General features: G+C 40.0%; 23 protein-coding genes. All 23 read right to left on the bottom strand.

What is annotated here, in order from left to right; all coding sequences use genetic code 11:
- Window positions 1–913 (bottom strand): DUF6443 domain-containing protein (locus tag LQ227_RS23700; RefSeq protein ID WP_230151446.1); only part of this gene is annotated, 913 nt, incomplete at its 3' end.
- Window positions 914–920: 7 nt separating this feature from the next.
- Window positions 921–4574, bottom strand: coding sequence for a hypothetical protein (locus LQ227_RS23695; RefSeq protein WP_230145366.1), 3654 nt, complete (start codon window positions 4572–4574; stop codon window positions 921–923).
- Window positions 4575–4761: 187 nt separating this feature from the next.
- Window positions 4762–5901, bottom strand: coding sequence for a type II secretion system F family protein (locus LQ227_RS23690; RefSeq protein ID WP_230145365.1), 1140 nt, complete (start codon window positions 5899–5901; stop codon window positions 4762–4764).
- 1 nt (window position 5902) lies between these two features.
- Window positions 5903–6379 (bottom strand): hypothetical protein, encoded by a 477-nt coding sequence (locus tag LQ227_RS23685; protein WP_230145364.1) that lies wholly within the window; start codon window positions 6377–6379, stop codon window positions 5903–5905.
- A complete protein-coding gene (locus tag LQ227_RS23680) occupies window positions 6360–6725 on the bottom strand; it encodes a type II secretion system protein (RefSeq protein ID WP_230145363.1) in 366 nt (121 codons plus the stop codon). The genes LQ227_RS23685 and LQ227_RS23680 overlap by 20 nt, the downstream gene beginning before the upstream one ends.
- Complete coding sequence (locus LQ227_RS23675; protein ID WP_230151445.1) at window positions 6713–7951, bottom strand: hypothetical protein; 1239 nt, start codon at window positions 7949–7951, stop codon at window positions 6713–6715. The genes LQ227_RS23680 and LQ227_RS23675 overlap by 13 nt, the downstream gene beginning before the upstream one ends.
- Window positions 7951–8655, bottom strand: coding sequence for a hypothetical protein (locus LQ227_RS23670; RefSeq protein WP_230151443.1), 705 nt, complete (start codon window positions 8653–8655; stop codon window positions 7951–7953). Before LQ227_RS23670 ends, LQ227_RS23675 begins: the two co-directional genes overlap by 1 nt.
- A gap of 11 nt (window positions 8656–8666) precedes the next feature.
- Window positions 8667–9338, bottom strand: coding sequence for a hypothetical protein (locus LQ227_RS23665; protein ID WP_230151440.1), 672 nt, complete (start codon window positions 9336–9338; stop codon window positions 8667–8669).
- A gap of 18 nt (window positions 9339–9356) precedes the next feature.
- Entirely contained in the window at window positions 9357–10256 is a 900-nt protein-coding gene (locus LQ227_RS23660) for a hypothetical protein (protein WP_230151438.1), read from the bottom strand.
- Complete coding sequence (locus LQ227_RS23655; RefSeq protein WP_230145358.1) at window positions 10253–11209, bottom strand: hypothetical protein; 957 nt, start codon at window positions 11207–11209, stop codon at window positions 10253–10255. Before LQ227_RS23655 ends, LQ227_RS23660 begins: the two co-directional genes overlap by 4 nt.
- 8 nt (window positions 11210–11217) lie before the next feature.
- A complete protein-coding gene (locus tag LQ227_RS23650) occupies window positions 11218–11913 on the bottom strand; it encodes an ELKS/Rab6-interacting/CAST family protein (RefSeq protein ID WP_230151436.1) in 696 nt (231 codons plus the stop codon).
- A gap of 4 nt (window positions 11914–11917) precedes the next feature.
- Complete coding sequence (locus tag LQ227_RS23645; RefSeq protein WP_230151434.1) at window positions 11918–12901, bottom strand: hypothetical protein; 984 nt, start codon at window positions 12899–12901, stop codon at window positions 11918–11920.
- A gap of 4 nt (window positions 12902–12905) precedes the next feature.
- Window positions 12906–13673, bottom strand: coding sequence for a hypothetical protein (locus LQ227_RS23640; protein WP_230151433.1), 768 nt, complete (start codon window positions 13671–13673; stop codon window positions 12906–12908).
- 3 nt (window positions 13674–13676) lie between these two features.
- Entirely contained in the window at window positions 13677–14594 is a 918-nt protein-coding gene (locus LQ227_RS23635; protein WP_230145354.1) for a hypothetical protein, read from the bottom strand.
- A 35-nt stretch (window positions 14595–14629) separates the two neighbouring features.
- A complete protein-coding gene (locus LQ227_RS23630) occupies window positions 14630–15703 on the bottom strand; it encodes a hypothetical protein (RefSeq protein WP_230151431.1) in 1074 nt (357 codons plus the stop codon).
- Window positions 15704–15706: 3 nt separating this feature from the next.
- Complete coding sequence (locus LQ227_RS23625) at window positions 15707–16639, bottom strand: hypothetical protein (RefSeq protein ID WP_230145352.1); 933 nt, start codon at window positions 16637–16639, stop codon at window positions 15707–15709.
- A gap of 92 nt (window positions 16640–16731) precedes the next feature.
- Window positions 16732–17568: a hypothetical protein gene (locus LQ227_RS23620; protein ID WP_230145351.1), complete on the bottom strand. Its 837-nt coding sequence runs from the start codon at window positions 17566–17568 to the stop codon at window positions 16732–16734.
- Entirely contained in the window at window positions 17565–18560 is a 996-nt protein-coding gene (locus LQ227_RS23615; RefSeq protein ID WP_230151429.1) for a SlyX family protein, read from the bottom strand. Before LQ227_RS23615 ends, LQ227_RS23620 begins: the two co-directional genes overlap by 4 nt.
- Complete coding sequence (locus tag LQ227_RS23610) at window positions 18560–19597, bottom strand: hypothetical protein (protein WP_230151427.1); 1038 nt, start codon at window positions 19595–19597, stop codon at window positions 18560–18562. Before LQ227_RS23610 ends, LQ227_RS23615 begins: the two co-directional genes overlap by 1 nt.
- Complete coding sequence (locus LQ227_RS23605) at window positions 19594–19944, bottom strand: hypothetical protein (protein ID WP_230151425.1); 351 nt, start codon at window positions 19942–19944, stop codon at window positions 19594–19596. The genes LQ227_RS23610 and LQ227_RS23605 overlap by 4 nt, the downstream gene beginning before the upstream one ends.
- On the bottom strand, window positions 19941–20930 hold the full coding sequence (locus LQ227_RS23600; protein WP_230151422.1) for a hypothetical protein: 990 nt from the start codon (window positions 20928–20930) through the stop codon (window positions 19941–19943). The genes LQ227_RS23605 and LQ227_RS23600 overlap by 4 nt, the downstream gene beginning before the upstream one ends.
- A 3-nt stretch (window positions 20931–20933) precedes the next feature.
- On the bottom strand, window positions 20934–21554 hold the full coding sequence (locus LQ227_RS23595) for a toxin-antitoxin system YwqK family antitoxin (protein WP_230151420.1): 621 nt from the start codon (window positions 21552–21554) through the stop codon (window positions 20934–20936).
- Window positions 21554–22042, bottom strand: coding sequence for a hypothetical protein (locus tag LQ227_RS23590; protein ID WP_230151418.1), 489 nt, complete (start codon window positions 22040–22042; stop codon window positions 21554–21556). Before LQ227_RS23590 ends, LQ227_RS23595 begins: the two co-directional genes overlap by 1 nt.
- Window positions 22043–22044: the final 2 nt, after the last annotated feature.

Genomic DNA, 22044 nt, shown 5'->3' with positions numbered 1-22044 from the left:
CGCCCAGGTCATCATAAACATAATAGGTGCTGAGGCTTTTGCCATCTGTTTCCCAGATCCGTTTCAGCACCACGCGGCCTTCAAAATCCTTGAATTCTTCTGTAGTACCCGCTTTCAGGTCGCCTGGCACCCAGTTTTCGTCCTTACTGATGGTTTTGTATAGTTTGCCCGGTCCGTAAACCGTTGCTGCTGCGCCATTATCGGTGCCATTGATTATCCACAGCTTCACCTCGTTTTCAAGGTTCATGCCGTACGCTGCCTTTATGGTATGTCCACCGCTGATCTGCCAGTCTTCACCTGGAGCGCCCTGTTGTAGTACCCTATTCAGGGGTGAGGCTTCGAACACCGTTTCTGCAAATGGAAAGGCTGTCGCCTTTATCCCGCCTGTAGGGGAACTGTAAAAACCCGCCTGATCGGTAAGTGCACCCGGGCGATAATTCCCTGCCGTTCCGGTCTGTGCTGCATAAGGTTGATATTTGAATTTTTCGCGGCCAAAGGCATCATAGGCAACAGGCTGTACAATATCCTTAAAACCCGGGCTGCCCTGTACCTGAACCGTCTGCAGCGGTCTCCCGAGGCCATCGAAATACTGGATGGTTTCATTTACCTCGCAGCTTGTACGACCTGAAAGATTGTTCGGATCCATGCCCGCCTGTTTGAATATCCTTGTACTGATGTAGTTCTGGCCACTGCTGGCTGCCGATGCAAAAGGAACGCAATTTACATAGCTCAGCCCTGTGGTAAAAATCCGCACAGTGCCCATGGCATGGAAACCGTCGGTCAGGGTTACACTCAATGGTGCGCTGATCTCGCTTTCTCCGTTATAGGCTGATATAACCTTTTGGGCGGAAGAGCGGCTGCAGAACAGCAGAAATGCTGCTGCAGCGCAAAAATATTTTAGATGTTGTTTCATAGAGGCGTTAGTTTTTATAGTGGTAGTCGGTTTGTTTTAAGATATTTCCCTTTTGGTCTTTAACTGCCTTTAAACGCTGAAAGGCATCGTATTCATAAATGGTCGCCATCCCTTTCGCGTCTGTTTGGCTTGTCATGCCAACCAGAGGTTCGTAATCAAAAGTGGCTATTTGAGCATTTTTTGGCTGAAAACGAATATTGTCAATCTGATAGCCCTCATTAATAGCGATACTATAGGCAGATGTTTCGACCAAAATATCATCTAATACCACAAAAGACCAAAGTCCAGTATTCTCTTTTTTCCAATAACTCAAAAGGTAAGTGCCGTTAGACAAACCGGATATGCTCTTTGTATATCCTCCAATTTTGCTATACCTTCCAGATTTACTATCCCCAACAGTACTTAATCCAGAGCCGGTATATTCTTCAAAGTTTTCATAAAAAATATCTGTAGCCCTAACATTGTTGCCTTGCGCAAGGGGAACAGACAGGTTATTGCCCCACAAAAAACTTGTAACGGCACCCCGATCTGCTGCCTGTTGCGTAAGCCGGTTTTTATAATCATAGGTCATACGGAGCCGACTGGTGTAAGTTGCATTTTTTAAGAAAAGACCGTTTATAACTGTTGAGAAATTAAAAGCGCTAAGTGGTGTGGCAGTTTCAGAGACCAACACCTGTTTTAAGGTAGGCTGATCAGGGTTAAATACGTTAATTGTACCTGCAAAGTACTTTTTAGTTAAATTTGTACCAGGGGTGACCAGTTCTGTAAAAGATTCAAGTGGAAGAATAATATGTTTCTGTTGCAGTAATTTAATACCACCTGAAACAGAGTCAAGGCCAGATGCATTATTCAGATCAGGATAATCCTGTGGATATTTAAAATAGGTATTTAAGGTATCTCCCCGAGAATTCCCAACGGACTTTTTAATCAACTGAAAGTGTCCCTGTGTTTTGTCATACATATAGTTTTCATAAGTTACCTGTGCCTCGTTGCCAGCCATATCATACTCAGTATGTTCTTTTCTCATAACAACATTACGGTAAACGGGAATAGCAAACTGATGTGCATATATTTTGAATTCCTGTCCACCATCATATCCGGGTGAAGTATAACCACTCAGTCCCTGATTGAAGAGCATTTGCCAGATTCTCCGGGGTGTTGCCCGGTCATAGTAATAGTAATCTCTTGCTACCGGTACAAGATTACCAGCAGCGAGTTTATAGTGCTTTTCCTCGATCAGGTCTCCCCTTCCGCCAGGAATGGATGGAACAGTAGCCATTACTGGATTTATAATTCCGGCAGAGCTTAACTGGTTGCTGAAATAAAGCATGGAATTAACATTAAAACTGCTTCCTGCATTATAATTGAACTCTGACAACCCGTTTAGATTACCACTAGTGCTTTCAGAAACTTTTACCGTAGCATACCCAAAACATGGAGCATCGCGCCCATCGCTGAAAGGATAAATTGACTGACCATAGCGGTAGCTGAAAATATTTAAAGCATCTTGATGTGGACCCTGTTGAAAATGATCAGATCCCTGTTGCGAAACGTATATAGGCAGGTCATCCTCCCTCCCATCGATATAGGTGAACTTTTTGACATTATTTGTTTGTGTAAGCGGGTCATAATTGGTAATCTTACTGACCCGTAGACCGCCTGAATAGATAGTTTTATTTACATAAATAGTAGTACTACTGATCTTCTCAACATATACCTGGAGCCTGACCTCGCAGTTATTAAAAAAAGCCTGTGAGTAGGGCTCAAAATATACGCGGTAATTACTGCCTCCCTTAATAACAACAGAAGTATCCTGAACAGGTGTGTAACTTGAAGAAGAAGTTGGGATTCTTTTTAAAAAGCTTCCGTTTTCATACACCAGAATATTAAAAAAATAATCTGAAGGATAGGTGCCATGTCTATCAACCAGGCAAAAAATCTTGAGTCGCCTATTGTTCCAGTTATTTGCGGCAACCAGATTACCATTCGCGTCCATAAAACCAGAGACTGACAGTGCAGTCGCTCCTGAAGCTTTGTAGCCATTGCTTACCGTATCCTTATAAGTCGTTACAGGTACATTTCTGATAAACTGATTGGTTTCATATTCAAACGTTGATTTACCCCCAGTAGGATATTGAACAGACGTTAAAATATTAGCTTGCATATTAATTGAACTTGCTTCCCTATCTGCACCCGGAAGAGATTGCCAGGCACCATTTGAAAAAACATCACCACCCGGTATAAACTGACCGTTAAATGCTCCGTTAAAATACCCCCAATGATCAACAGAATACGACAACTTTGCGGGAAGGTTGATATTTTCATTGTAGGAATAAACAGTTCTTTTGTTTATGCTTGTCTCTAAAGAATCTGATTCGGTCACACTATTCAATTTAAGCCTTTTTGTATGGTTATCATCGGTGTACTGGTTAAGCTGCACATTTGATATACCGCCAAATCCGCTGGACATAAAATAGTCATCATTCTCAAGAACAACTTTTTTGATCAAAGCCCCCCTATTGTTTCTAATCTCAATGGCTTTCAAACGGCGGGCGTTCTGAAGATCTTTCCGCTGTTCGGCATAAATAAACTTCACAAATCCATCAGAGAAGTTTATCTTGTTGATATTGAGCTGTTGGTAGATCGAGTAACTGGCCGTGGTAATAACACCACGGGATTGTACAGTATGTGGAGAAACATTGCCCACAAGCTGTGTTTCACCGATGGCCGGTAAGGGATGCGTATAATTCTGTGTTGAATACAGGTAATCAAAATTAATTTCTCCATTTATAGGTGATACGATTTTAGTAAGCCACCAAGTATTTAAGTTATGTGAAACACGGTTTCCAACATAATAAGGATCGCTCGAATTGGTAGAATTTAACTGTTTTTGGGTAAAAAAATAGACAACACCCTTTTCATCGGTAATTTTCCAGTCGGGGTAATATCCATTAGGTATGATTTCGATCTTTAATGAACCATCGCCCAATAAAACCGGCTTAAAATCATTATCAAAAACAAACTTATAGCTACGCTCACCAATATTGATCATATAAAGATCAGATGCAAAATCGGGAGCCTTACCGTCGTACCCCACCTGGAAGTTATAAAAATATTCTTTTTCTACTCCTTTATGCGGAAGGGATAAACCGCTGTAAATAACTCCCGATGCGCCATTCGCTGTAAACTGGTTAAAGTTATTTACCCATAAATAATAGTTATTCTGATAACTGATATAAGGATTTTTTGACTGTTGGATTATTTCTGGATCATCTGGCATATCCTGATAATTATTGGAGAACCCCCCTTCAAAATCGGGAGCCCCACGGACACTGCTGACAATTGTCCCCCCTGCGCTGAGAGCCCATCCGAGTCCAATTTCACTGGCCTCTTCTTTAACCTTTAAACCTCCTGCATGATACATCAACGAGATTGGTAAATTAAGGTCACCATCCCTTATTGTATAAACGGGATAAGTTATACTGGGTATTCCGGAAAAGTTACTGACTGGGATGAGCCCAAATTTACCCAATGCAGATACATCTGGAGCAGGAGGGATTAGCATTGGTGGTTTTACTGTAGTTTGCCCGCTAATCATTTGACAAAAAAGCATGGACGATAAAAGGAGAAATATCCTTAGGATAGAGAGGCGACGTTTCATTTTCAGGTATTTAGTAATAGATTCTGTATGATATTAAATATTGAATAGTAAAGAGGGAATAAATGAGTAATGAACTAAATAAACCGTGATAAATCGGGCAACTAAATACCTGTGTTTTATGGCTTAAATTCGAAATATTTATTGGGCGTAAATTATTGTAGAGCATTAATATTAGAATGTTTATGGTTTAAAAACTACTGCTCATCTGGAACATCGGCAGGTACATCGCAATCAGGATTACTCCTACCACCAAACCTAAAAAGATAATGATCAAGGGTTCCAGTAAGCCACTGATGGCGTTTGTTTTATATTCTACTTCTTCGGTATATTGTTCTGAAAGCTGTTCGAAAAAGTACTCCAAGCGGTTTACCTCTTCGGCGATCTTGATCATCTGGATAAATTTTGCAGGATAAAAATCGTATTTGGAAAGGGCCATAGAAAGGCTACTGCCCAAAAGGATATCTTTTTCGGCCAATTTGAGCGAACTCTCCACAGGATAAAAAGTAATCATCTGCCTCACCAGTTCCAGGGCCTGTAATAATGGGGTATTGGTTTCGGTGAGTAAACGCATGGTATTGGCAAAACGGGCCAGGTAGATTTTCCGGGTAATTTCGCCCACTATTGGGATGCGCAGCAAAAGCAAAGCCGCCCCTTTTTTAAACCAGAATTTATTTCTGTTTACAAAATAGAGGATCACAATGGCAACAATTACCAACAGCATGAGGTAGATATAACGATCGAACCAATCGGAAAAACTTACGATGAGTGAGGTGATATAGGGGAGTTTGCCCCCAAAACGTTTAAAAACATCGGCAAACATGGGTACCACAAACTTGATCATAAAAAACACTGCCGCGAAAGAGGTAAATAACACCAATAAGGGGTAGGTAATGGCACCGATGATTTTCCGTTGCTGACTGATTTTCGATTTATAATATTTCGCTAACTCGCCCAATACCTCGCCCAGCTTACCTGTTTCTTCTCCAATTTTTACGCTATAATACTCGTAAGGGCTGAATTTGGATTCGGCCTGCATGGTTTCTGATAATGATTTCCCTTCTATTACCTGTTTTTGTACCGAAGAAAAAAGTTCCATATCCTTTTTCTGGGTGTAAGAACCGGCTGTAAGTTCAAGCGCCGAACGGATATCAATTCCTGATCGGATCAGCGTACCCAGTTCATTATAAAAACCTTCTTTTTTCTTGTCAGATAGTTTGCCCTTTCCAAAAGAAATGTCTTTGCTTAAAAAAGCAAAAAAACCTGCGCCTTCATTTTCTTTGAGCGGTGTGTCTTTTTTGCGGATTTTTGATATATCTATTGATGGCATGTTATTTAAGTAAATCGTGGGCACTGTACATTTTCCCTATGGTAACCGGAATCATCCGCTGTTTCTCCATTTTGAGCTTAAAACTGATATGATCAACGGTATCCAACTCAAGGGCTTCCCTTCCTTCAAAAAGAAAAGCCGCCTCTACCGGGCTTACATGAAAACTATCGGTACGCAAGCCTTCTGCCTTTCGCAATATTGCCGAATCGGCAAAGTTGTAGGTGATGCTTAAGCTATCGCCAAGGATATTGATCCCTGATTCAGTCCTGATCAGGTACTTTCCTTTCAGGATATCTTTTTCCATCGTTCTTCGCAGGGTAAGCACTTCTTCAGCCAAAGCATTCCTTTTCTGAAAGGCCTGAAAATAATCTCCGATCATGTTATATGCAGTATAACAGATACTCATACATACCGCAGCCAGGAGCATGGCAATGGCCACCTCCATCATGGTATAAGCTTCAATTTTCTTTGTTTTCATTGTTCAATTTTAAAAGAAACCTGATGTTACCTGCCGGAGTTCCATGGTCGCTTGCCTTAATCTCTAACAGATCAGTTCCTGATGAAGCTTGTTCGGTTTTAATCAGTTCATAATCTACACTATCGATAACCAGGTGTTCCTGTTCAATTTTTCCATTTTTGATCACCTGAAGCCTAAGCGATTCCAGCTGTTGATTGATCTGAACTTTACGCATCGAAACCCCACCGCTCAGCACGTTAGAAAAAAGCCCCATGGCAATAGAAAAAACCACCATGATGATCACCATCGCGATTAACACTTCAATCAGTGTTGATCCCTCCAATTTCTTTCCTTTCAATTTTCCCATCTGAGTATCTTTTTATTTCCCGAAACCCCTGTAAATATGGCCGAAGTGAGGTAAACACGGTTTCTTGCCTTTCTATTTAAGGTTATATCTACCAGAAAATTTTCATATAGTGTTGTTGGCGTTTGCATGATAAAACGGTTACAGGAAACCTTTCCTTCTACCTTTATTTTTTTTTCGAGTTTGATCAACCCGGTCGCATAGATCTCGCCCTTAACCACTGTTTTTTCGCCCAGACTAACCAAGGTCTGCAATGCCGATCTTTTGGGCTCATAACTGAGGATGATGCCTTCAAAAACAACGTTACTGCCCAAAGTAATCTTTGCCTGATCAACTATTTTCTCCTTGCTGATCAAGGCCAGCACCGATGGGTAACTGAGCGCAACATCATTCCCTACGATGATCGAATCGCGTGCAAAAAGCTGACAGTTTCCTTTAAAACCATCGGCAATGACAATGCTTTTTGCATAGATGATGGTATTATCGAGTTTTGCGTCGGCAGAAATCCGTACTGTTGTATCCGAATAGAGCGTAATCTGACCCGATAGGTTATTGTTTATTTTTGTTAAACGCGACACATCAAATTCTTTTGCAGCAGCGAAAAAAGAAACATGCTCATTGCCTGCTGTTAATGCAGAAAGCGCTGACGGATCAAAATCCAGTTTCTCTTCTATCTTGGTAATCCATTTCTTTTCAAGTCCGCCGAGCGTTCTTTTGCTCTCCTGTATCTTTCCATAAACCAATTGATCGCCCGAATATGGCCTGCTCTCTACATAAGATTTCCTCATGCCCGCTTTAGGCACTTCCACATCACCTGTGATCCGCGTATCGCCGCTAACCGACAAGGGCCGGTCTTCATCACTCAGGTATACCGCTAAAGCATCATTGGTGGTTTCGAGCCCCATCAAAAAACTGCGCTTAAGTGTATCACTCAGCACAAAACTTTTTACTGTAGCAAGCGTGAAGATGCCCCATTTTTTTTTCGCGATGAGCACACTATCTGTTTGATCGCCGAAAAGATCCAGGCCTTCTAAATTATCGCTTGTATTTTCATTTCCGGTAAGTACATAGGCAATGCCCGAGTCCATATTCCTGCTTAGCCTGGCCATCCGCATTTCTTTCAGGTAGCTTCCACGATAATGCGCGGCCAACATGATCAGCGATGCACAGATCACCGCAATCAGGAAAGCTACAATTATAGAGAAATATAATGCCCCAGCCTTTACCATTATTTTTTATTGATCTGTTCCTTTAATGCTTTAATTTCTTTCTGCTGACTGATCATGTACAGTGTAAGCTCCTCTATCTTTTCAAGCAGCGTTTTGTTCATTTTTCCAAGTTCAACACCATTCTCTTCGGCTTCTTTTGCTGATGGAAGGCCCGGCAGGTGTTTATTAACCGAGATGTATCTTTCAAGTTCATCTAGAGTGAGTGCACGGTAATCTGTAGCAAAAACATAATCGGGCCAGCCTGTTGCTTCCACTTTTACTTCCTTAGCCTTGATTCTACCGTTTACAGCGAGTTTTTCCGTTGGATTGGTAATTCCTATACCTATATTTCCATCCGACTGTACCGTAAACCTCGCATCTGCCAATGTTACGCTTCCCGGGCCATCCGTATTTTCCATCGCAATATGGAACTTTCCACGTGCCGACCCTGAAACGCTTTCGTAAATAATGGCACCTTTTTGATATAATACGGTTTGAGTATAATCGCCAAACCTGATCATCCCATAATTACCTGCAAAGTGAAAATTTGAGCGTAAAGAGATCAGTGGCGTAGTTGTGGTATTTTCTGATGTAAAAATATCAAGATTTCCTATAGGGTTGAGGGTACCAATACCTGTATTTCCACTTCCAGGAAAAGTATTCCGGGCCATACAGATAGCGCTTAGACAAAGAATGCCAGCAACAAGAAATAATTGCAATTTCATCTTTATAAATTTTACTTGTTTAACTTTTTCTCGATATCACCCATTCTCTTGAGCATGCCTTCAATAGCTTTATCCTTCTCGATCAGGTGCAGCGTAAGTTCTTCGATCTTTTGAAGCAAAAGTTTGTTCATTTCTCCTAGTTCGATTCCGTTTTCTTTTACGTCCTGTGCGCTGGGTATACCCGGCAGGTGTTTGTTTAGTTTAATAAAACGATCCAGATCTGCCAAGGAAGATATCTTATAATCTTTTTGGAATACAAAATCAGGCCAGCCTGTTGCCTCCACTTTAATTTCTTTTGCCCTGATATTGCCATTAACAGCCAAACGCTCCGCGCCGAAAGCCTCTGTGCCGATACCTACTTTACCATCTGCGGCCACAACCATATGAATATAATATTTACTATCCTGCCAGTTATGGCTACCGATAACAAAACGGTCATCTCCATAACCATAATTATCACCAATACTTACCCTTAAATCGCTAATATCCACACCTCTGTTAAATCGATAAATAGACAGCTCATCTCCATTAAAACTTGCTCCATTGAAATATGCCCTGTTTCCAGCTCCAACAACCGCTGTCCCTTCGGCACCAATAGATAAATCACCATTGATGGTTTGACTTTGTGCTTTCACCGCAATTACAGCGATTATAAAAGCGAGGGTTAAATAGATTTTTTTCATAAAATATAGTTTAGTTAATTATTGTCTTTTTTTAAGTTGATCGAGCTGTTTTTGCTGCGCTATGCTTTCTTTTTTTAGCTCGATAACATAAAGTGTTAATTCTTCTATTTTTTTGAGCAATAGTTTGTTCATCTCTCCGAGCGCTACTCCATTTGCCTGTGCTTCTTTTGCAGATGGCATTTCTGGCAGGTGTTTATTGGCTTTGATATAACTTTCCAATCCGGATAACGTTCCAACATTGTAGCCTTCCTCAAAAACATAATCAGGCCAGTTGGTGGCTTCAACTTTGATTTCGCGGGCACGGATGTTTCCGTTTACTGAAAGTTTTTCGTGTGGCGTGGCTGTGCCAATACCAAAATTGCCATTGGTTGATATTGTAACAGCCTTAGTTTCATTGTTACCAACAGAAAATCCAATACCATCAAAAGCCCTGATCAACAGATCATTTCCCGTACGTTTAAAACCAGCAATTATATTGCCTCCTAAATCAGTGTGTTTTAGCCAATAACCATCAATGCTATTATACTTAAGATTTACTTCTCCTGCTACTTCAAGTTTAGAAGCTGGCGTGAGCGTGCCCACACCTAAATTGCCCCCAGAGAGCACCATAAAAGTTTGGCCCATATCGCCCCACAATTGTTCTCCGGTAGCCGGATTTCGCTCCCACCATGTTCTGGTATTTACCTGTGGTTGTAAAAATGAAACATCAACCGCAATGCCATCATGTAATGAAGCAGATAACCAATCGCTGCCAGCATTATTACGGTATAACCATGACTTATGCATCATATTATTTGCTATTGTTGTTCCTCCAACACTCGATATTTCGAATGCATCTCCTTTAGCTGCGCCTAATTGAGCCCGTGCTTGACTTAGAAAACTCCCAATGAGTGTAAGCGCTAATATTATTTTGTTCATTTTACTGTTTTTTTAAGTTCGATTTTATTCATTCGTTCAAGCATTTTCTGGAGAACCGCGTCTTGCTGATCCTGTTTTACCCTCAATTGTATATTTTCAGCTTCTACTTTTTTAATTATTTCATTTTTATCGATGAGATAAAGCGTTAATTCTTCTATTTTTTTAAGTAAAAGTTTGTTCATGTCGCCCAATTCTACCCCATTTGCCTGTACTTCTTTAGCGGAAGGAATTTCTGGCAAGTGTTTATTGGCCTTAATGTAGCTTTCCAACTCTTCTAGCGTTCCAACCTTATAACCTTCTTCAAAAACATAATCTGGCCAGTTAGCCGTTTCTACTTTGATTTCCTTTGCCCTGATTTTTCCGTTAACGGAAAGTTTTTCGCGTGGCGTGGTAGTACCTATGCCAACATCGCCTTTACCTGAAATTGTTAATTCTTCTGAATAAAAACTAGAGAAACCTGATGGTATAAGTTGAACATAATCCAGGTAAACATCTGTTATTCCTGGCTGGAAATTCATTCCCCTCATTTCCAGATTGGTGATTCCGTGTGGAATAGTTACAGGAATGGTAATCAGCTGCCACTCATTATTGGTTTTAAACATATTCGGTGCAATCCAGATGGCACTATGTACAACAATACCATACTGGCTTACAACATCAAGCATAAAGAGACCGGAAGAAGCGCTATTGGAGGCTACCTTTATTCTTGCCTGCAATAGATAATTACCAGCAGAAACAGTGATATAAGGCCCTGCCCAAATCGTACCACCATCTGCTGTAGCCGGCCTGAACATACATGTACCCCCATTGGCTTTAGTATCATTAACCATCACGGTTCCTTGGATAACATTCAAACCATTGCTTTCATCCTGAAAAATGGTTGATATGGAGCCCTGTGAAAAACAGTTGCTAAAAATAGCCACAAGGATTAGGCTTATAAATAATTGTTTCATTATTGTATTTATTTTTTATTCTTATTTTCCAAAGCATCCATTCTTTTAAGAAGTAGATCGATCTGTTTATCTTTCTCGATTAAATGTAGCGTGAGCTCCTCTATTTTTTTCTGTTGTATATTCAGCACTTTGCCTAATTCAAGACCATTGGCTTCAATTTCTTTTGCCGTTGGCATGTCCGGGAGGTGTTTATTCGTTTTAATATAACTTTCCAATCCTTTCAGCGTTCCAATTTTATAACTTTCCTCAAAAACATAATCAGGCCAGTTGGTGGCTTCAACTTTCACTTCTCTGGCTCTTATTGTACCATTTACCGCTAGCTTTTCATTTGGATTTAAGATTCCGATCCCAACATTACCAGAACTTACCCTTAGTCCACCGCCTCTAATATCAACATAGCTTTTTTCATAAGAGGCGATAGTTTCTAATATTATCCCAGTGTCCCATTGTAACTTTAGCTGTTGAAAAGCTGGTCCATTCCAAGGACCAGGCGTGCGATATATGCCATAATTCAAAGGTGCACCATTAAACCAGGTAATTCCATCTGGTGTGTCTGTACCATCGTTTACATCGTTGAAACTAATTTTTGCCGCTGGGTTTAGCGTACCTATGCCAACATTTCCGCCGCTGGTAGGAAATACATTCTGTGCTGAAACAGATCCAAAGCATGCGCTTAGGAGTAAAAAAGTGAGTAAGTTCTTCATTTTATTATTTGTTTATGGTTTTGGTTTTTTGCATGTTTGCAAGCGCTTTTATCACCTTGTCAATCTGTTCCTGCTGATTTTCGTTTACTTCTTTTTCGTTTTTAAGCTGTTTGTCTTTTTCAATTAGATGCAAGGTGAGTTCTTCTACCTTTTGTAATAATTTAATATTCAACTCGCCCAGGTTTACCCCATTTTCTACCATTTCTTTAGCCGTTGGGATTTCAGGCAAATGTTTGTTTTTCTTAATAAAAGTTTCTACTTCTATCAGGCTTTGTAATTTGTAATCCTTTTCGAAAACAAAATCAGCCCCAGTGGTATTCACTACAATTTCGTTTGCGCGTGCCTTTCCATTAACATCCAGTTTATAAGACAGATTATTCTGGCTCGCTTTACCAATTAACACATTACCGTTATCACTTATAGCGAACCTCGAGCCCATAACAGAAGTATCGTGATTATAACTCCAAAACTGAAGCGAATTGCCGTACGGGCCGGTCATATTATATATGGCCCAACGATAGGCTAAATCATCAGCAGTTTTTGAAGGGTTCTCAAGTATGAGGGCTGCACCTTCATTTGAGCCTGCACTGGCAGAGATGTTGCCGGCAACTGACAATTTTTGATTTGGATTAGATGTACCAATACCAAAATTGCCATCTTCATTACTTACCAATAAAGAACGCCAACTTCCCCATCCCGTATTATTAAAACCCGAACGAAGAAAAACCTTATTATCATCTCCAAAAGCAAATTCATGGGCTTTTCCCCCACTATCATCTACCCACCCCCTTAATCCCAGTACCGAATAAAACTGACTTGATGAAAGTCCTAAGGCGCCTGATGCTTTAAAATGCCCCTGTACAGAACCGTTATAAGCATCTGGTGTTGTTGCTACAGCCCGTGTATCCTGCATGGTGAGCACATTGGTTTGAGCCAGCAAAACCTTTGTTGTTAAGCATAACAATGCTGCTATTGTATATTTTCTCACGTCATTATTTTTTAATTCTCATCAATGCTTCCAGTTTTGAAATCCTTTCTTCCTGTAATCGGTTTGTTGTTTTCTCCTGATTGAGGGCTTTATCTTTTTCGATCAGATGTAAGGTAAGTTCCTCTACCTTTTGCAGCAGTTTAATATTCAGCTCACCCAGGTTTACCCCATTTTCTACCATTTGTTTAGCCGTTGGAATTTCGGGCAAATGTTTATTGGTTTTTACAAATTTCTCCAGTTCGGTTAAATCTGGGAGTTTATAAGCAGGCTCAAATACAAAATCGGCACCTGCAGTGGTAGAGACTTTAATTTCACGGGCACCAATTTTTCCGGCTACAGTAAGCATATCGGTTGGGCTATTGGTGCCAATACCCAGTTGACCATTAGCGGTTAATACCATCTTTGCAACATTCCAATTGGGGGAGCCATTCTTACTGGTATAGAAATTAATTTTATGATCTTCTGTTGAAACATTGCCTATATATCTAAAATGACCAGCATAAATATTTAAATCATTGCCATAAGTTCTTATTTGTGCATCATAATTATTCTCAACACCTAATTCTAAACTCGGATAATTATCTACAGAACCTATTTTTAAACCAACTGTACCATTCGCGGCACCAGCGCCTAGTGCAATGCTTAATTTGGCAGACGGATTTAAAGTACCTATGCCTACGTTTCCACTTTCGGGAAATGTATTTGTTGCTTGAGCCAAAACAACAGCATAATTTACGGTGATGAATAATAATAAGATTAGGATTTTTTTCATGGTTTATTTTTTGTTGGTAATTGAATTTTGGCTATTCGGGTGCTCCAGTTTTTTTAATCGTTCTTCGAAGGCAACTAAAAGCGCAGTCTGCGAGTTTAACTTTTTTTCTAACTGCATGGCATTTTTATCCTTCTCTATTAAATGTAAAGTGAGTTCTTCTATCTTCTGCTGCTGCAATCGCACTACCTCGCCTACAGCAAGGCCGCTGGCAGCTATTTGTTTTGCAGATGGCATTTCTGGAAGATGCCTGTAAACCTTGATATACTGTTCTAGTTTTGGCAAGGAAATTATTTCATAACCTTCATCAAAAACATAATCTGGCCAGTTGGTGGCTTCTACTTTTATTTCGCGTGCTCTGATATTGCCGTTTACAGATAATTTTTCACGAGGTGTTGCAGTTCCAATGCCAACATTATCCATAAAGTAAGTGTTACTGGAAACCAAGAATTCTTCCGTTAAATCGAGAGCAGTCAAATTAGTAGGAGGATCCAATTTGGCAAGAGATGGTTGCCAGTTTCCAGAAACTGAACTAAGTGATAATACCGCTTCCAGCCCGGTATAACTGGGCATTACGGCATAAAACTCCCAAGTAGACTGATTGACTTGGATCACACGGATTGAAGAGATAATTTTCGTTCTACCTGTATTGTAAAAGCTCCCTGAAGCAAAAAAACCATTCGTCTCCGAAACGCCGTTACTGGTTCTAAAATGGATTTGGCATTCCCCATTTTGGTGATAATTTGCGTTATAACCGCCTCCTGAAACAATCTGGATCGACGCATCTGCTCCTTGTTGCTGTAATGTTAATGTTCCTAGACGGAACCAGCCAAAAAAACCACCAGTATTACCTAAGTTGATATTTTGGGCTTGTACACCCGCAGCCATGCTAAGAACAATTAATAAAAGATAAATTTTTTTCATTAGTCTATTTTTTTGTCACAATACCATAACACCTCTTACTTCTTTTGTTTTATTAACAATTGTAGCTGTTGTTTCAATTCGAGATAACCTTTCTTCAATCCTTCTATCTGGGCTTGCTGCACTTTCATAGCCAATGCTTCTTTTTCAATGGCTTTCTCCTTTTCGATTAAATGCAAAGTCAATTCTTCAATTTTCTCTTGCTGTAACCTAACCATTTCGCCCAGTTCTAAACCATTGTTGACAATTTCTTTGGTTGTTGGCATTCCCGGCAGGTGTTTATTTGTTTTAATGTAGCTTTCCAATCCTTTCAGGGTTCCAAGGTTATAACCTTCTTCAAAAACATAATCTGGCCAATTGGCAGATTCTACCTTAATTTCCTTTGCTCTAATATTACCGTTGACAGAAAGTTTTTCGCGAGGGGTAAGTGTACCAATACCGATCTGCCCATTCAGATCTAAAAACATTGCTGTCTGGTATTCGAGTGCTTCATAACTGCTCTTACTCTTTGCATACTGAAATTGTAAGCCTGGGCCACCATTATCAATATTAGCCATTAATCTTATACCGTACGAGTTTTCTACTGAATTATGATTAACCATTTCCAGGGCCGAATTTCCATTTCCTAACTGGCCAAGCTGAAGCCTCTCGAAATTATAGTTACCAGGAATAAGAACCTGCTTTGGCTGATTTGTGCTGTTAAAATCGCCCAATTGAAGCAAAGCCATTGGATTATTGGTGCCTATTCCTACATTCCCATTATATTGCCAGGTCATGGCATGTTGATCTGGAACATTACTCTGATTATTTGCTCCGTTCACATATAGATCTAACCTTGAACCCCAATAATAAGGTCCACCATGGGCAACCCTAAACTCGGCTGATTCATTATAACTATAGTTTCCTGTACCAAACCGCGATAACTTTAACGTTGTCTGAGCAGCCGAAACCACGCCTGCTGGTTTGCTGTCTGGACCAACGAATATTTGAAGCGGTGCATCTGGAGTGAGTGTACCGATACCTGCCGCTCCATTTGGAGGAAAAGTATTCTGCGCATAAGCCAAGCTGCTGCCAGATAATAAGGAAAAGATTATTAAAAACTTAAAATTCATGACTTATGGTTTTTGTTTATCGGTATTAGATTTGTACTCAAGAACTTCCACTCTTTCGATAAGCGCATCGATTTTCTGATCCTTTTCGATCAGATGTAAAGTCAGTTCTTCAATTTTCTCCAATAATTTTTTATTCATCTCGCCCAGTTCAATACCATTTGCGGCAACTTCTTTAGCCGAAGGCATGCCGGGTAAGTGTTTGTTTTCTTTGATGTATAAATCAAGGTTCTTTAAACTGATTATAGGATAATTCACTTCAAAAACATAGTCGGGCCAAAAGGCAGATTCTACCTTGATTTCGCGTGCCCTGATTTTCCCTTCTACATTAAACTTTTCGTTTAAACTTGCTGTTCCAATCCCAACATTTCCATTAGTACCTGAAATAACCAGCGAATTATTGGTCACAAGCGTACCGTCGCCATTGTAGACCTGGATATGCAGATTTTGATCGCCTCCGCCATTATTGATCTGAAAGGCCTTTCCTGCGGGATCAAAAATTTCTCCTGTTGCCGATTCCCGGTTAAACGCTAATGTGCCGAAATAGGGATTTGAACCAGGATGAATGCTTATTCCCGTACCATTGCCTGATCTTAAAGTTAATGTCGATCCTGGTGTTGTGGTTCCAATGCCTACATTTCCACGAAAAAAACTAGATCCACCTAGGCCAGCAGCCAACGATATGTTGGGTTCTTCACTACTCCATACTGAAAAACGAAAATCATTGCCAAGGCTAGCTATACGGGAAGCACTGCTATTGGACCACCACATCATACTGCTATTATGCCTAATACCACCTGCAGCATCACTACCGATTACAACATCTGCACCATAAGGATTGGCGGGATCGATAACATTGTTACCAGTAGTTACAACCTGAGTTTGAGCCATGGTTATACCGCTATAAAGTAAACAGATGGAAAATAATTTAAATTTCATTGTTTCAGTTTTTAATATTGAATAATCCCTGATTTTTTTATTCTAAAGGTGATTGGTTTTAGCTTTTTAGGTTAATCGTTTCGAATCAAAGCCTAACGTTTTTTGTATTTTACTTTGAGTTTTCGATTTTCAAGTTCCAATGTGCTTAGCTTTTTATCCAGGCTGATCAGATGCAGGGTGAGCTCCTCTATCTTTTTTTGCTGCATTTTTACCATTTCGCCCAATTCCAGGCCATCGGCTTCAATATCTTTCGCAGTAGGCATGTCAGGTAAGTGTTTATTCGTTTTAATGTAACTTTCCAATCCTTTCAACGTTCCAACATTGTAACCATCGGCAAAAACATAGTCGGGCCAGTTGGCAGATTCTACCTTGATTTCCTTTGCCCTAATATTACCGTTTACCGATAATTTTTCTGAAGGTAGATCAGTACCTATGCCTACGCTACCATTAATTACATTGAGGTTACCTACATAAGTATGAGCATTGTCTCTGATCTTATCATAGGTGGTTACTATGCCACCATTGTCATTTAAATTCTCGTCACTGACAGAACCCATTTCCGATGATCCTGCTAAAAGATTGCTTATTTTAAAGGTTCCCAAATCAGCGCCTAATGCTGCTTTTACCCATATCTGACTTTCTGCTCCAAGATTTAACAGCGCGAATTGAGGTTGCAACCATGCATTATAACCCATACTATGGTGTTCCTGAATAGCAAAACTCTGTGAATTGATAAACTGAAACTTACCGGAAACCAACGAAGGCGTATGTGCAGTAGTATGTGTATAGGTATATTCGAACGCACTGTGCATACCACCGACCTTAGCCACCAGGTACCATTTCCCATCGGCAGGCAGGCTGAACTGCTGTGCAGATAAGCTCATTATAGCGCTAAAAAGAGTGATAATTAAAAGGTATAAGTGTTTCATTTGATTTTTTCTTTAAGTTCCGATATTTCCTTTTGCTGTTTGACTAGCACATCTGATTGCTCGTTCATTTTATGCTCGTGTTCGATAAGGTGCAAAGTGAGTTCTTCTATTTTCTTGAGCAAAAGCTTGTTCATTTCCCCAAGTTCGACACCATTTCTTTCTACTTCTTTGGCAGAAGGCATTCCTGGCAGATGTTTATTCGTTTTAATGTAACTTTCCAATCCTTTCAACGTTCCAACTTTGTAACCTTCTTCAAAAACATAATCTGGCCAATTGGTGGCTTCAACTTTTATTTCTTTAGCACGGATATTACCATTGACTGAAAGCTTTTCACGCGGAGTAAGAGTACCTATTCCTACATTACCAAAAGCATCTATCCTCATTCTTTCCAGATTAGAACTAGTATTAAAGCTGATAAACCCTCCTGTTACATCTTTGCCTCTGTGGAAATTGATAGAACTGTTCGTTTCGCCGTAAAAGTTATGTAAAATTGAAAAGCTTTTTCCATCCAGAACATTTGTATTGAAACCTTGTACACCTACAAACGTTCCATTTCCTGTCCCATCACCTTCGGGTAACCTTCCTAATACCGCACCTAACATCCCATCAGGAATATGCGTTGCAATATCTAATACTCCCCTAGGATTAGTGGTACCAATACCAACGTTCCCATTAGTTTCTAAAAGAACTTTCGACCAGGTTTGTCCTGCATTATTACTAGTTTTTCTGAAATAAAGATTCTGATCAAAAAAACTACCTGCAAATTGCATGGCAAAATTATTTACTGAATTACTATGACGAACATCTAATAAATGCCACCAGTTGCTGGCTCCAGCAGGATAATTTATTGGATTAACTGTTTCAAAAAAGCCAGATACTGCTCCAGCATCTCCCTGAAGACCAGCATTGTCCCTGGTTTGGGTCTGTGCGATAGAAGCTAGCGGAAAAATGCTAACTAATAGGAGAACCGATAATTTGATGGTATTTTTCATTATTTTAATTTCTTTAAAATTTCCTGAAGGATTTTATCCTGTTGAATCAGCTTTGCCTCGAGCTTGGTTACCTGCCCGCCTTGTGTACTAAGCTGTTTATCTTTCTCGATTAAATGCAGCGTGAGCTCCTCTATCTTTTTCTGCTGTAATTTGAGCATTTCACTTACTGCTATTCCATTCCTTTCAACTTCCTTGGCAGAAGGCATATCGGGTAAGTGTTTATTCGTTTTGATATAAATTTCCAATCCTTTTAACGTACCGATATTATAGCCTTCTTCAAAAACATAATCTGGCCAGCTGGTAGATTCTACTTTTATTTCTTTGGCCCGGATGTTGCCGTTTACAGATAACTTTTCACGTGGAGTAAGGGTACCCATCCCAATGTTGCCGATACCATCGATTACAATATCATCACCATAGAACCACTGCATACCACTTCCATACTTATTAAACATTCTACGGGTTCCCAAAATCATTTTCCCCGTCGCATTGCTATTGCTACCATTACCGGCTACAGTGATAATCCTTCCCTGCCCCCAAGGATTACTTCCATCTGTATTACCTGGTATTACAAATTCAATCTGCGCTCCTTTATCTTCAAACCGTCCCCCCGTATTTGCCCGGATAAGCAGGTTACCAGCAAAATCATTTGCATTCCCTTGATTAAGTACATTTCCGTCGCCGGTTGTCGTCAGGTGATTTAATACTACTTTCCCCTCGCTTTCGGTAACAACCTTTAGCCAGGGTTGACCCGCATTATTATTAGTCTTTCTAAAATAAAGATTCTGATCAAAAAAACTGCCTGCAAACTGCATGGCATAGTTATTTGCCGGGTTGCTATGGCGAACATCTAATAAATGCCACCAGCCACCTGCCCCAGCCGGATAATTTATTGGATTAACCGTATCAAAAAAGCCGGATACTGCTCCAGCATCTCCCTGAAGACCAGCATTGTCCCTGATTTGGGCCTGAATTATAGTGACAAGGAAGAAAATATAAAATAGTGTGAGTGCGGATAATTTGATGGTATTTTTCATTTTAGTTTCTTTAAAATTTCCTGAAGGATTTTATCTTGTTGAATTAGCTTCGCCTCGAGCTTGATTACCTGCCCGCCTTGAACGTTAAGCTGTTTGTCTTTCTCGATCAGGTGCAGCGTGAGTTCTTCTACTTTTTGTAAGAGCTTAATGTTCAGCTCACCAGCTGAAATTGGCTGTACCCCCACAAACTCGATATAATCGCCAATGGAAAAACCTGCAGGAAAGGTGACGTTAGTTTCATAACTATCAGCCAAACGGTGAGCCGGATTTTTATTTATTTTTTCAATGGCCTGAACGCTGTTAAAAAAAAACACCATTAGGATTAAGATTAAGCGATAATTCTTCATCTTCTTTTAGATTTGGTTTTTAGGCTTTGCTGACTGATTATTTTTTTCTCCAGCGCTTTAATTGTTTTTTGCTGTGCGATTAAATGAAGCGTAAGCTCTTCTTGATTTTTAAGGAGTTTTTTTACTAAATCGCCCAGTTCTACCCCATTGCTTTCTACTTCCGTAGCACTAGGCATTTCTGGAAGATGTTTGTTGGTTTTAATATACTTTTCCAGTTCTCCAAGTGAAGCGATCTGATAATTTTTTTCAAAAACGTAATCTGGCCAATTGGTAGATTCTACTTTAATTTCTTTGGCCCTGATCATGCCATTAACAGCTAAACGCTCAGCCGGATTTGTTATTCCGATCCCAACGTTCCCTAAAGCTGTACCATCTGTTTTAGTTGCCAGCACAATAGCGCCATTCATTGATTTGATTACATCCAGGTCACCACCATCCGCATTGTTTCCAACACCAAAAGGATACTGATAAACTCCTCTAAGCGCCCAGTTTTTTGCACCTGTAATACCCGAATATTCCAAAGAAACAATTCCCATTACATTTTTATTGGGGAGGTTGGCCTGATCTAAAATAACTTTGATATTGCCATTTACCACAAGCCGTTCACTTGGACTTTCTGTACCTATTCCAACATTTCCTCCTCCTTTCAACGTCAAAACTGTTTTAGGACCGTTTTTGTACGCCCCTAGTACCAAATATGGATCAGCAGGATTGCTTACATAATTTAAATGAAATTCATCTTCCGAACCGGTAAGCCCTTCCGAAAAAGATCCTTTAAACAAAATGGTTCCTAAACCTCCGCTTACACTGGGCGCTAGTCTTAACACCGGCCTTTGTCCTTCTATCTGCAATACGGGCCCTCCGAAATAAGCATTTGGATTTGTAGTACCAATACCAACATTTCCTGAAGTTGGAAAAGTATTTTGGGCAAACAGCGTTTTGCCAACAAATAGAGAGAGGATAATAAAGATGTTTTTTAATTTCATAACTTATTTTACTTTGGGTTTCTTATCTTTTTTAAAAATGGATTTTAACCATTTGGTAATCTTAACCGCTTTACCTGGCTGATAAGCCATCACTTTCCCTTTTTTGTAGCGGATTACCTGGATACTATCGTTACTGATCCGTTTTTCAAGCTTTCCGTTCAGCTGCCCATCATCATACTTTCCTCTTTCCAATAAAACACCATCCTGATCATACTTTTCGAACCTGCCATTAGCCTTTCCAGAAGAATAGTGTACAATAGAATCTAGTTTTCCGTCTTCGCCCCAGCTTTTCCACTTACCAGATTTTAGGCCCATTTCAAAAAGGCCTTGGGTTTTAAGCCCTTTGGTATCGTAAAATTCATTGTATACCCCATCAAGCAATTTGCCACTATAACCACCCTGAGTATATCGGATCTGATTGCCACTAAACCAGGCATATTTCCGGTCTGATTTGACATTGCCCGAACCAATTTCTGGTTTTTGCACATAAAAAACGGCTTTGTAATGGTCGTAGTTAACCGTATGGGTATAGTTATCGACATTAAAATAAGATTTTATGCGTTGTGCATCTGCCTGAAAAAACAGTAGGCACAGCTGGAGTATGGTGATATATATGAACTTCATTATTTTATTGATAAAAATTTTGTCGCATTCTGGTATTCGACTTTTATTGAGTCGCCAACCCTTTTTATAAATTTTAAGCCACTGGCACGTTCCCCTTCACTTAGCATTACCTCTTTACCATTTATACTAATTATGGCTACATGTCTTTTTTCTGCACGATTAAAAATCTGTCCACTGTAAATAATTCCCGACCAGTTTACCTGTGGTTTTATTGGAGCAGCCATTGGCACAAAAGCCTGAACGGAAGACACCGGAACATTCACCGGCTCCTCCGAAAATCTTGAAGCAAAAGGATCACTGTAATTCATTTCAAGTACCACTACATCTTTTGCGTGATCAATCATATTAAAATAAGGTTCACGAGCTGTACGGGTATTAACCTTTGCAGAATCTTCAGTTGCCATGCCTGTAAACACCCTATAAAAAATTATGCCCCATACCCCTGCAACACAGCAGATCAGCAGATAGGTCATTTTCTTGCTTTTCATGG

This window comes from Pedobacter sp. Bi27 (genome assembly GCF_918698255.1).
Lineage (GTDB): Bacteria > Bacteroidota > Bacteroidia > Sphingobacteriales > Sphingobacteriaceae > Pedobacter.
Note: the sequence above shows the minus strand (reverse complement) of the source record. Positions and strands in the feature narration are given on the sequence as shown.

Bases quoted from the DNA above. Each gene is read 5' to 3' on its own strand.
- LQ227_RS23620 (WP_230145351.1), bottom strand. From the start codon at position 17,568: ATGAAACACTTATACCTTTTAATTATCACTCTTTTTAGCGCTATAATG.
- LQ227_RS23630 (WP_230151431.1), bottom strand. From the start codon at position 15,703: ATGAATTTTAAGTTTTTAATAATCTTTTCCTTATTATCTGGCAGCAGC.
- LQ227_RS23605 (WP_230151425.1), bottom strand. From the start codon at position 19,944: ATGAAGAATTATCGCTTAATCTTAATCCTAATGGTGTTTTTTTTTAAC.
- LQ227_RS23660 (WP_230151438.1), bottom strand. From the start codon at position 10,256: ATGAACAAAATAATATTAGCGCTTACACTCATTGGGAGTTTTCTAAGT.
- LQ227_RS23595 (WP_230151420.1), bottom strand. From the start codon at position 21,554: ATGAAGTTCATATATATCACCATACTCCAGCTGTGCCTACTGTTTTTT.
- LQ227_RS23600 (WP_230151422.1), bottom strand. From the start codon at position 20,930: ATGAAATTAAAAAACATCTTTATTATCCTCTCTCTATTTGTTGGCAAA.
- LQ227_RS23640 (WP_230151433.1), bottom strand. From the start codon at position 13,673: ATGAAAAAAATCCTAATCTTATTATTATTCATCACCGTAAATTATGCT.
- LQ227_RS23685 (WP_230145364.1), bottom strand. From the start codon at position 6,379: ATGAAAACAAAGAAAATTGAAGCTTATACCATGATGGAGGTGGCCATT.
- LQ227_RS23655 (WP_230145358.1), bottom strand. From the start codon at position 11,209: ATGAAACAATTATTTATAAGCCTAATCCTTGTGGCTATTTTTAGCAAC.
- LQ227_RS23615 (WP_230151429.1), bottom strand. From the start codon at position 18,560: ATGAAAAATACCATCAAATTATCGGTTCTCCTATTAGTTAGCATTTTT.
- LQ227_RS23675 (WP_230151445.1), bottom strand. From the start codon at position 7,951: ATGGTAAAGGCTGGGGCATTATATTTCTCTATAATTGTAGCTTTCCTG.
- LQ227_RS23665 (WP_230151440.1), bottom strand. From the start codon at position 9,338: ATGAAAAAAATCTATTTAACCCTCGCTTTTATAATCGCTGTAATTGCG.
- LQ227_RS23610 (WP_230151427.1), bottom strand. From the start codon at position 19,597: ATGAAAAATACCATCAAATTATCCGCACTCACACTATTTTATATTTTC.
- LQ227_RS23590 (WP_230151418.1), bottom strand. From the start codon at position 22,042: ATGAAAAGCAAGAAAATGACCTATCTGCTGATCTGCTGTGTTGCAGGG.
- LQ227_RS23670 (WP_230151443.1), bottom strand. From the start codon at position 8,655: ATGAAATTGCAATTATTTCTTGTTGCTGGCATTCTTTGTCTAAGCGCT.
- LQ227_RS23680 (WP_230145363.1), bottom strand. From the start codon at position 6,725: ATGGGAAAATTGAAAGGAAAGAAATTGGAGGGATCAACACTGATTGAA.
- LQ227_RS23650 (WP_230151436.1), bottom strand. From the start codon at position 11,913: ATGAAGAACTTACTCACTTTTTTACTCCTAAGCGCATGCTTTGGATCT.
- LQ227_RS23695 (WP_230145366.1), bottom strand. From the start codon at position 4,574: ATGAAACGTCGCCTCTCTATCCTAAGGATATTTCTCCTTTTATCGTCC.
- LQ227_RS23690 (WP_230145365.1), bottom strand. From the start codon at position 5,901: ATGCCATCAATAGATATATCAAAAATCCGCAAAAAAGACACACCGCTC.
- LQ227_RS23635 (WP_230145354.1), bottom strand. From the start codon at position 14,594: ATGAAAAAAATTTATCTTTTATTAATTGTTCTTAGCATGGCTGCGGGT.
- LQ227_RS23625 (WP_230145352.1), bottom strand. From the start codon at position 16,639: ATGAAATTTAAATTATTTTCCATCTGTTTACTTTATAGCGGTATAACC.